11 protein-coding genes are annotated in these 10160 nt (G+C 68.3%); 7 read left to right on the top strand and 4 right to left on the bottom strand.

Features of this window, described 5'->3' with window-relative positions; all coding sequences use genetic code 11:
- The coding region (locus tag ACFPZL_RS06825) for an MMPL family transporter (RefSeq protein WP_382334939.1) at window positions 1-1178 on the bottom strand (1178 nt) is incomplete at its 3' end.
- 102 nt (window positions 1179-1280) lie between these two features.
- Here ACFPZL_RS06825 and ACFPZL_RS06830 point away from each other — a divergent pair.
- The gene (locus tag ACFPZL_RS06830; RefSeq protein ID WP_218114716.1) at window positions 1281-1862 is read left to right on the top strand and encodes a MarR family winged helix-turn-helix transcriptional regulator; all 582 of its coding nucleotides are present in this window, start codon (window positions 1281-1283) and stop codon (window positions 1860-1862) included.
- A 414-nt stretch (window positions 1863-2276) separates the two neighbouring features.
- Here ACFPZL_RS06830 and ACFPZL_RS06835 read toward each other — a convergent pair whose 3' ends face one another.
- Complete coding sequence (locus ACFPZL_RS06835; protein WP_218114715.1) at window positions 2277-2615, bottom strand: antibiotic biosynthesis monooxygenase family protein; 339 nt, start codon at window positions 2613-2615, stop codon at window positions 2277-2279.
- On the bottom strand, window positions 2612-3574 hold the full coding sequence (locus ACFPZL_RS06840) for a redoxin family protein (RefSeq protein ID WP_218114714.1): 963 nt from the start codon (window positions 3572-3574) through the stop codon (window positions 2612-2614). The genes ACFPZL_RS06835 and ACFPZL_RS06840 overlap by 4 nt, the downstream gene beginning before the upstream one ends.
- A 263-nt stretch (window positions 3575-3837) precedes the next feature.
- Between ACFPZL_RS06840 and ACFPZL_RS06845 the strand changes: the two genes are divergently transcribed.
- On the top strand, window positions 3838-4341 hold the full coding sequence (locus tag ACFPZL_RS06845; protein WP_218114713.1) for a flavin reductase family protein: 504 nt from the start codon (window positions 3838-3840) through the stop codon (window positions 4339-4341).
- A gap of 38 nt (window positions 4342-4379) precedes the next feature.
- On the top strand, window positions 4380-5864 hold the full coding sequence (locus ACFPZL_RS06850; protein WP_218114712.1) for an aldehyde dehydrogenase family protein: 1485 nt from the start codon (window positions 4380-4382) through the stop codon (window positions 5862-5864).
- Between the two features lie 64 nt (window positions 5865-5928).
- Here ACFPZL_RS06850 and ACFPZL_RS06855 read toward each other — a convergent pair whose 3' ends face one another.
- The gene (locus ACFPZL_RS06855) at window positions 5929-6954 is read right to left on the bottom strand and encodes an Lrp/AsnC family transcriptional regulator (RefSeq protein WP_218114711.1); all 1026 of its coding nucleotides are present in this window, start codon (window positions 6952-6954) and stop codon (window positions 5929-5931) included.
- Between the two features lie 32 nt (window positions 6955-6986).
- Between ACFPZL_RS06855 and ACFPZL_RS06860 the strand changes: the two genes are divergently transcribed.
- The 4 genes from ACFPZL_RS06860 (at window position 6987) to ACFPZL_RS06875 (ending at window position 10150) form a co-directional block, all read left to right on the top strand.
- The gene (locus tag ACFPZL_RS06860; protein WP_218114710.1) at window positions 6987-8042 is read left to right on the top strand and encodes an LLM class flavin-dependent oxidoreductase; all 1056 of its coding nucleotides are present in this window, start codon (window positions 6987-6989) and stop codon (window positions 8040-8042) included.
- Window positions 8043-8119: 77 nt separating this feature from the next.
- Window positions 8120-8314, top strand: a complete 195-nt coding sequence (locus ACFPZL_RS06865; RefSeq protein WP_218114709.1) for a hypothetical protein — start codon at window positions 8120-8122, stop codon at window positions 8312-8314.
- Complete coding sequence (locus ACFPZL_RS06870; protein ID WP_218114708.1) at window positions 8311-9756, top strand: purine-cytosine permease family protein; 1446 nt, start codon at window positions 8311-8313, stop codon at window positions 9754-9756. Before ACFPZL_RS06865 ends, ACFPZL_RS06870 begins: the two co-directional genes overlap by 4 nt.
- A gap of 91 nt (window positions 9757-9847) precedes the next feature.
- A complete protein-coding gene (locus ACFPZL_RS06875) occupies window positions 9848-10150 on the top strand; it encodes an EthD family reductase (protein WP_218114707.1) in 303 nt (100 codons plus the stop codon).
- The last annotated feature ends 10 nt before the right edge of the window (window positions 10151-10160 follow it).

The raw sequence follows: 10160 nt of genomic DNA on the forward strand, positions 1-10160 counted from the left end.
ACGACCCAGATGAGCCGCGGCCGCCTGCGGATGAGGCCGCCGACTCGGGCCCAGGGGCCGGTCCCGGGCACGCCGCCCTCGGCGGCGACCGCCTCGGGCTCGTACTTCGGTCGCCTGGGCCAGAACGCCGCCCGTCCGAATGCGAAGAGGATCGCGGGGAGCAGCGTGAGCGCTGACAGCATGGCGAACACGATGCCGATCGACGCGACTGGACCGAGCGTGCTGTTGGACTTGAGGTCGCTGAGCAGCAGGCAGAGAAGTCCGGCGATCACGGTGCCGCCCGAAGCCAGGATCGGCTCCCACGACCCTCGGAGCGCGGCGAAACTCGCCGCCCACTTGTCCTGCTCCGAACGCAGCGCCTCACGGTACCGGGCGACGTAGAGGAGGGAGTAGTCGGTGGCGGCGCCGATCACGAGGATGAAGAGGATGCCCTGGGTCTGGCCGCTGAGCAGCAGCACGCCGGTCTTCGCCAGCCACCAGACGGAGAGCAGGGCGACGGTGAGCGCGAACAGGCTCGTCGAGAGCACCGCGACCGGGAGCAGGAGCGAACGGTAGACGATGATGAGGATGACGAGCACGGCGAGCAGCGCCACCGCGAGCAGCAGTCCGTCGATCCCGGAGAACGCCGCGACGAGGTCGGCGGTGAACCCGGCGGGCCCGGTCACGAACGCATCGACTCCGTCGGGAGCCGATGCGCGCAGGTGCTCGGAGACGGCGGTCACGGCATCCCCCACCCCGGCCTCGCCGTCGATGGGCACGAACGCCTCGAGCGCCCGCCCGTCCTCCGAGGGGATCAGGGGCGAGATCTCGTCGCCGACGCCGGTGATCCCGGGCAGCTCGTCGACGGCGGCCTGCAGCGTCGCGATCTGCGCCTCGGTCAGCTCGTCGTCGCCCACGAGGACGATGACCGCCGGGATCGCGTCCGAGTCGTTGAACGCGCCGAGGGCCTCCTGCACTCTCGTCGCATCCGCCGACTCGGGCAGGTACGAGGTCTGATCATTGGAGGAGACCTCGCCGATCTTGCCGAAGTAGGGTCCGCCGACACCGGCGCCGACGAGCCAGATCAGGATCAGGAGCGCGGGGAGCAGGATCCTCAGCCATCGCGGTGCACGAGTGCCGGCATCGGCGTGGGCGTGTGCGCGGGAAGCGGCGGTGCGCCCGTGGCGGAGAGCAGGCATGGTGATGAGCTCCTGGAGGGGTGAGTTATTCTTTCCAATAGTAGATAGTACACTGAAGTTGACTATTTGCACGGGATGATTACCCGCCCGTAGGATTGCGGCATGGCCGATCCGTCGCGCGCGGGTGTCCCGGACTCCATCGCAGCGCACCTCTACGAGGTGGACTCGAGCGACCCCGAAAGCGTGCTCGTCGATCGTTCCGAGCTGCCGCAGGCCGACATCGCTCAGATCGGCCGGCTGATGACGGCGCTCGCCGACCTCCGCGCGGCGGAGCAGGCCGTCGCCGACGCCTCAGAGGCGTACATGAAGCTCAGCAGGCAGGACATGCGGGCCCTGCACTACCTGATCGTCGCCAAGAATCGGCGCGAAGTCGCAACGCCGAGCATGATCGCCGGCCACCTGGGGATCTCCGCCGCTTCGACCACGAAGCTGCTCGACCGGCTCGAGAAGGGCGGGCACGTCGTCCGCCGCCTCCACCCGACCGACCGGCGCGCGTTCGCGATCGAGGTCACCGCCGAGACGGAGGACGCGGCGATGCGCACCGTCGGACGGCAGCACGCGAAGCGCTTCAGCTCCGCCGCGCGCCTCACCACGGAGGAGCGGGAGGTCGTGATCCGCTTCCTCGCGGACATGACCGCGGAGATTGCGTTGACCGACGCCGAGTGGACGCGCGGCCGCCCCTGATCCGGCGGCCTGAGGATCCGGGTGCTACTCCGCCGGCGCGTGCGCGCAGCACGAGTCGCCCGACGCCGGTAAGCCCGATCCCACCCCGCCCCCATCCTGCGAGAGGCGGAGAATGGTGGAAATTCTCCCGCAGAAGAACCTTTTTCCACCTCTCGCCGAGGTTTCACCGAGGCATGCATGGGAACGGAAGTGCGGGGAGAGCGTCAGCGCGATTCCGGGTGGAGCATGGTGTTCCGGCCGCGATACCGGGAGAGGTGCGTGAACTATTGACACCGCTCGGCAGCTCGGGCACGGGGCACCAACCCGGTCGACTCAGGAGGAGCCGGGAACTTCGGGCATGTCTCGCAGATCCTGCGTCTCCTGCGCGAGCCCCAGGGGCGCTGCTCGCGACGACGAAGATCTACAAGCCGGCAACTACTCCGCCGGCGCGTGCGCGATGCCGAGCGCAGGATCGCCGTAGACCGATCGCACCTCGGAGATGACCACCCGATACGGCCCCAGCCACTCCCCCGACCGCACCTTCGCGATCCGGTGCGTATCCATGTCGACGAGCTGCCGGAGCGCCTCGTAGCTCTCCCAGTAGTAGACCTCTGCATGCAGACCCGTCTCCGGATCGTGCCAGGCCTCCTCGCCGAGGAAGCCGGGGATACTGCGGGCGCGCTCCGCGACCTCGTCGTTGATGCGATGGAAATCGTGGTCGAGCTCACCGACCTCGAAGATGAAGGTCGAGCTGAAGGCGGGTACGGCGGTCATCGGGGTGGCTCCTCGGGATTGCTCGGGTGCTCGGCGAGCCAGGCGAGCACCTGCTGCGCGTGCGTGTCGGGCGGGAAGATCGGGTAGAAGACGTGCTCGATGACCCCGTCGCGGATCACGAGCGTGAGCCGCGCGTAGAGCCGCGCGTGGCCTGGAGCCGCGAACAGCGGGAGTCCGAGCGCTTCGTGCAGCGCGAAGGACTCGTCGGAGATCATCGGGAAGGGCAGGCGCAGGCGCTCGACCACCTCGCTCTGGTAGTCGGGGCTCTGACTCGACAGGCCGAGCACCCGCTCGGCTCCGGCGGCCCGCAGCTCGGTGAAGTGATCGCGGAAGTCGCAGGCCTCCGTCGAGCACCCGCGCGCGCCGGGGATGGCATCCCAGCCCGCGGGGAGGTCGACACCGGGTCGGCCCGTGAGCGGGTACAGGTAGACGATCGTGCGACCGGGCCCGAGATGCGAGAGGCGCACGGATCCGCCGTCGCTCGTGGGCAGTTCGAGGGCGGGCATGCGGGTGCCGGTCAGGTGGTCGGCCGCGCCGTCGTCCTCGGGCACCGGAAGGCCCTCGGGCAGCACCGTGTAGTCCGCGGGCGCGGGCGTCGGGGCGAAGCCCCGGTTCGCGCCCGTCTCGAGCCGGCCTCGCAGCTCGTCGCGCCGCCGCACCAGCGCGTCGATCATCCGGTCGAGTTCGGCGATCGTGTCGCGGTACACGGCCAGCGAGCTCGCGCACTCGTCGCCGTGCTCGTGCCCGGCGTCGAGGCACGCGACGAACGGAGCCGCCCGCTGCGGAGAGACGCCGATCGCGCTCAGCTCTCGGATCTCTGCGACGACGCGCACGTGGCCCTCGTCGAAGCTCCGGTACCCGTTCGCCTCGCGCGTCGGAGTCAGCAGCTCCAGCTGCTCGTAGTAGCGAATGGCCTTCACCGACGCGCCGGTGCGGCGCGCGAGTTCTCCGATGCGCATGCTCGACCTCCTCCGCCCACGGTAGACCCTCCCCTCGGGGGCAGGGTCAAGTCGGCGCGTCGATCCGGCGCGGCCCCCGCTCCGCCCCGCCGCGCGAAGGCCGATCCGCGTCGAATGATCGCCTGAACGCCGATCGCAGAATATATTCTTCGTGCGATCGTCGGAATCCGAACCCGGGATCGCGCGAAAACCTCATGCACGATCCGGAAACGGTGCGGAAAAAAGCATTGCTACCCCCATTTTAGATACCTACCATGACATCCATGTCTAACAATGGTGTGTTTTCTCCGGTCTCGTCCGATGCCTTCCGGAACGCGATGTCCGACCTCCCGGCAGCCGTCTCGCTGCTGACCACCATCGACGCCTCCGGCCAGCCGCGCGGCGCCACGGTGTCGGCGGTGAGCTCGCTCTCGCTCGATCCCCCGCTGGTGCTCGTCTGCCTGGACAACGGCTCGGACACCCTGGCCGCGCTGCCCGAGGGGCACGAGTTCCTCGTGCACATCGCCGCGGACGGCCAGCAGGACGCGGCCTACGCCCTGGCGCGCAAAGGCGAGAGCAAATTCGAGAACTTCGACTGGACACCCGCGATCTCCGGTCTCCCGCTCATCGCCGGCACGACCCTCGCCATGCACTGCACCGTCGAGGCGCTGCTGCCCGGCGGCGACCACACCATCGTCGTCGGACGCATCGAGCACATCGCGCACGACGAGACCGGCACCCCGATCGTCTACCACCGCCGTCAGATGCTCCCGACGGCCGCCGCCTGACCCACGTCACGACCCGAGAAGAAACGAAGGAATCACCAATGACGTCTGAACTTCCCGACACCCTCACCGAGACCGCGCGCGCCTTCATCGCGAAGCAGCGCGGCGCCTACATCGACGGAGAGATCGTCGAGGGATCCGGTGGGGAGCTCAGCACGATCGATCCCTCCACCGGCGCCGTGATCGCCACGTTGCGCGAATCCGACGCCGCCGTCGTCGACCGCGCCGTCGCGAGCGCCGCGCGCGCCTACGCCGAGGAGTGGCGCGACCTGCTGCCCGCCAAGCGCGAGGCGCTGCTGCACCGGCTCGCCGACCTCATCGAGGAGCACGCGCACGAACTCTCCGAGTACGACGCGCTCGAGGGCGGCAAGCCGATCGCCTACGTCGAGGCGGTGGACCTGCCGCTCGCCGTCGAGCAGTTCCGCTACTACGCCGGCTGGCCGACCAAGATCACCGGCTCGGTCGTCCCCGTGTCGACCCCCGGCGCGCACGTCTACACCCAGAAGGTGCCGCTCGGCGTCGTCGCGGCCATCACCCCGTGGAACTTCCCGTTCTGCCAGGCCGCGATCAAGCTCGCGCCGGCCCTCGCCGCCGGCAACACGGTCGTGCTCAAACCCTCCGAGCTGACCATGTTCTCGTCGTTGCGTCTTGCGGAGCTCGCGATCGAGGCGGGCCTGCCGGCCGGCGTCGTCAACGTCGTCGTCGGCACGGGAGCCACCACCGGGAACGAGCTGGTGCGTCACCCCGGCGTCCGCAAGATCACCTTCACCGGCTCCGACCGCACCGGCCGGCTGCTCGGCTCGATCGCGGGAGAGAACCTCATAGACGCCTCGCTCGAGCTCGGCGGCAAGAACCCGCACGTGATCTTCGCCGACGCCGACATCCCCAAGGCCGCCGCCTACGCCGCGACGACCGCGTTCTTCTACAGCGGGCAGGTCTGCTTCTCCGGCTCGCGCATCCTCGTGGAGCGCAGCGCGCTCGACGAGGTGGTGGGCGTGCTCGAAGAGCACGCCCGGGCGCTCGTGCTGGGCGCGGGCCTGTCGACCGACACCACCATGGGCCCCCTCTCGTCGGCGCAGCACCTGGAGAAGGTCGAGGGCTACCTCCAGGCCGCAGCCGAGGGATCGGGCAGCATCGCGTTCGGCGGCAAGCGCCTGCCCGGAGCCGGCTACTTCCTCGAGCCCACCGCCCTCGTCGGCCCCGCCGACGACGAGTCCGTCGTCGCCGAGGAGATCTTCGGGCCGGTCGTCGTCGTGCAGCCCTTCGACACCTTCGAGGAGGCGATCGAGCGCTCGAACGACACGCGATTCGGCCTCACCGCGGGCGTCTGGACCCGCGACGCGGGCAAGGCGCACCGCTTCGCGCAGTCGCTCGACGCCGGCACCGTCTGGGTGAACACCTACGCCGATTACAACGCCGCAGCGCCGTTCGGCGGGATGAAGGACTCGGGCAACGGGCGCGACTGCGGGCCCGAGGGCCTCGAGAAGTACCTCGACACCCGCACGATCTGGATGTCGATCGACTGAGCCGCGAACGGCAGCGAGAACGGAGACGACGATATCCCGGCCCCGGCGAGACGGAACGGCTCGTTCAGGGGCCGGGCGTCGGCCGACCGGCACCGGGCGGCTGCAGCGGCAGCAGCGCCTTGTACTCGAGGTCCAGATACAGCCACATCTCCGTGCGCTCGATCCCCGCGATCGGCCGGACCCGGGAATCGATCAAAGAGAGGAGATCCTCGTGCGTCTTGCAGACGACCTCCACGACGATGTCGTAACTGCCGGCCGTGATGGCCACGTAGGAGACCTCGTCTATTCGCGTGAGCTCCTCCGCGATATCGCCGATGCTGCCCGAGGCCGAGCAGGTGATCGCCAACCAGCCGGTCGCCGCGTAGCCGAGGTGCAGCGGATTCGCGATCGCGATGACGCGCATGGCGCCGGCGCGCGTGAGCGCCGTGTACCGCTTCCGCACCATGGTCTCGGAGATGCCGAGCTCCGCGGCGAGCGAGTCGAAGGTCAACCGGCCGTCGGCGACGAGCAGCGAGACGAGGCGGTAGTCGACGTCATCGAGCTCGAACGGCCGGACGCCCTCCTTGACGTACAGCGTGCCGATCGAGCCGAACCAGGCGTTCTGGTAGTGCAGGCGCAGATAGTAGAGCACCTCGACGGCCTGCACCTCGGGCCGGCCCCGGAACTCCTCCGAGATCACCCGATTCAGGTCGACGTCGTCGGCGCAGAACACCTCGGCCTGGAAGTCGAAGCGCCCGCTCGTCACGGTGAAGTAGTCGACCTCCGGGAGAGCCGCGATCTCCTGGTACAGCCGCCCATGATCCGACGATCCGCTCGTCTTCACGCAGACCAGCGCCCGCGAGTGGTAGCCGAGCTGACGCGGATCGGTGACGGCGGCGATCCGAATCACCTTCTCGTCGAGCAGACGCTCCACCCGTCGGCGCACCGTGCGCTGATCGAGGCCGAGATCGCGGGCGAGAGCCGCAGCCGATGCCCGGCCGTCCTTCTGCAGGCCGAAGACGAGCGCGTGATCGATGCGGTCGAGCTCCGACGCAGGGATCCGCTGCCCGAGGCCGCCTGATCCGGCCCCAACACCCAGAGACTCCAGCACAACCCCACCCTACTTGCAAAGGAAGACGGAACATGAAGATCGGATTGCTCCAGGAGGGCGACCTCACCGGGACCGACCAGGCCACCCGATACCACGACCTCGTCGAAGAGGTGAAGCTCGCCGACCGGCTCGGATTCTCGACCTGGGGCACGTCGGAGCAGCACTTCAGCCCGCCGCGCTTCTCCGTGGCCGCGCCCGAGGTGCTGTACGCCGCGATCGCCCCCCAGACCGAGCGGATCAAGTTCCGCACGATGGCCTCGGTGATGCTCGCGTGGAACCACCCGATTCTCGTCGCAGAGCGTCTCGCCACGCTCGACATCATGTCGAACGGCCGCGCCGAGATCTGCACCGCACGGTCGAACAACCTCACCACGATGAACGTCTTCGGTGTCGACCCGTCGGAGACCCGCGCGCAATGGGAGGACTCCATGGACGTGCTCATGAAGGCGATGGTCGACCCGGTGCTGAGCCACGACGGGCCCGTCTGGAAGATCCCCGAGGCGCAGATCGTGCCCCAGCCGATCACCCGGCCCCACCCGCCGGTCTCGGTGGCGGCGTCCAGCGTCGAGTCGAACGGCAATGCGGCGAAGCGCGGCATCGGCGTGATCACCTTCGAGAACTACTTCGGCTTCGACTACCTGCAGGAGTGCAACGAGGCCTACGACGCCGCCTTCGCCGCGGCGGATCACTCGAACGTCGTCGCGCCGAACGACTACAAGGGCCTGTACGTCGCGACCGCCTACTGCGCGCCGACCCGCGAGGAGGCGCTCGAAACCGCCCGCGAGGTCGCGCTCGGCTACTTCAAGTTCATCCTCGACCTCTACATCCCGCTGTCGAAGAACCCCAACTACAAGTACCTCGACATCATCGAGAAGCTCCGCGAGCACGAGGGCGATCTCGCCTGGCTGTGCGATCACAGCCCCTCCGTGATGATCGGCACGCCCGAGGACTACATCGCACGGCTCGAGCATCTCGAGGCCATGGGCATGGATGAGGTACTGCTCCGCATCGACGGCGTCGGACACGAGAACATCATGCGCTCGATCGAGCTGATCGGCACCGAGGTCATTCCCCGCTTCAGCAGGTGAACCGTCGGACCCTCACCGCACGATGCACGAATCCATCAACCATCCACTACCGTAATCACGAAAGAGAGGCATGCCAGATGGCAGCTCAAGTCAGCTCGGCCGAAGAAGCCCGGGCACTCATCGAAGAACCGCATCTGCGGGATCTCGTCGACCAGCTCGAACAGCCCGAGCACCAGGGGATCCAGCTCGAGAAGCGCGACTACGTGCTCCTCGGCCTCGCGACGATCCTCGTGCCGGTTATCCTGACCGTCTGGGGGATGCTCGCATCATGACCGCTCAGAACAACAACCTCACCTCGCAACTCGACGCGCAGTCCGTCCAGGACGGCCTACCCCTGCCCCGCGGCAAGCGGACCTGGGGGCCCTTCGCCATCTTCAGCACCTCGGTATCGACCGCGATCGCCACCTGGTGCTTCATCATCGGCGGCTTCGTCGCGTACTATCTGCCGGCCGGGACCGGCACGCTGGCCATCATGGCCGGCGCGCTTCTCGGCATCCTCTTCATCGTTCTGGCCTGCCTCCCGATCTCGTCGAAGTACGGCATCGATGCAGTCGCCGCGTCGAAGGCGCAACTCGGCAACCGCGGCTCGGGCCTCGCCATAGCGCTCGTCTATCTCGCGACGCTCGGCTGGAACATCTATCTCTTCGTGCTGCTCGGCCGCGCCGTCACGGCGATCCTCGGCGGTTTCGGTATCGAAGCCCAGGCGTGGATGCCGGGCGCGTTCGGCATCGTCGGTGTGCTCGTGGTCCTCGTGCTCCTGCGCAAGGGCGCGACGAACGTGCGCAACTTCAGCGTGGCGATCTCCATCGCCGTGCTCGTGCTCTCGCTCGCCATCATGTACATGCTGATCGCCTCGAGCGGGTGGGACACCCTGATCAATGCCCCTGCGGTCGCGCCATGGGAGGACTTCTCCATCGACTGGACGAGTTCCATGGAGGTGCTGATCGCCTCGAATCTCTCGTGGTGGGCCTACACGGGCGTCATCATCCGCAACTCGCCGAGCGCCCGCAAGTCGCTTTGGCCGGCGTTCTTCGGACTCGGCGTCGCCGTCGGTGTCGGCTCGCTGACCGGTCTCTACGGCGGCCTGCTCCAGCCCGAATCGGGCGGCGACCCGACCCAGTACCTGGTGGACGTGGGCGGCCCGCTCTTCGGCATCGTCGCGCTGGTGTTCATCGTTCTGGCCAACATCGGCACGGCGCTGATCGGGGCCTACGCCTGCACGGTCGCCTTCCGCCAGATCCGGGTCGTACGCAAGACCTCCTGGCTGACCTCGACGATGGTCGCCATCATCCCGGCGATCATCCTCGCCGGTTTCTTCCAGGACTGGGTATTCGACAACTTCGGCACCTTCCTCGGATTCCTCGGCCTGGCCTTCGCGCCCATCTGCGGCATCCAGATCGTCGACTACTTCATCCTGCGGAAGCAGCGACTCCATGTGGCCTCGCTCTACGTGAACGACCGGCGATCCCAGTACTGGTTCTGGGGCGGGATCAACTGGGTCAGCATCGTGGCATTCGCCGCCGGCGTGATCACCTACCTCTACCTGCTCGATCCGATCACGTACGAGTCGCGCGCGCCGTTCCAGTACACGACCGCCACGATCCCGGCCCTGGTCATCGCCGGCCTCGTCTACTGGGTCGGCACCAAGCTCGTCACCATCCCGCTCGGCAAGGGCGGCTACGCCGCGGTCGTCTCGACCGACGCGGTGCGCTGACGGGCGCCCCGCCCCGCGGGGTCCGGTGCCGCGGCGCCGGACCCCGTCCCCTCTCCCACCGACGCACCGACAGAAAGAAGACGGGCCAACCATGCACGACGTATTCGTCACCTACCACTCGATCCCCGACCGCGACGCGTTCATCGCGCACTACGAGAGCACCCATGTTCCGCTGGTGCACGCCCTCCCCGAACTCGCGGAGTTCGCCTGGGGCTTCGTCTCCGACCCGGCGGAGGGCGACCCGCTCGTGGTCGCACGGCTGAGCTACGCCTCGCGCGAGGCCGCGGACCGGTCGTTCGCCAGCGAGGCCGGCGCCGCATCCGTCGCCGACGTCGCGAACTTCGCCACCGAGGGCGTCTCGATCCTCCACGTCACCCGCAGGGCCGCGGAATGAGCGCGCACGC

This window comes from Leucobacter soli, assembly GCF_042659205.1.
GTDB lineage: Bacteria > Actinomycetota > Actinomycetes > Actinomycetales > Microbacteriaceae > Leucobacter > Leucobacter soli.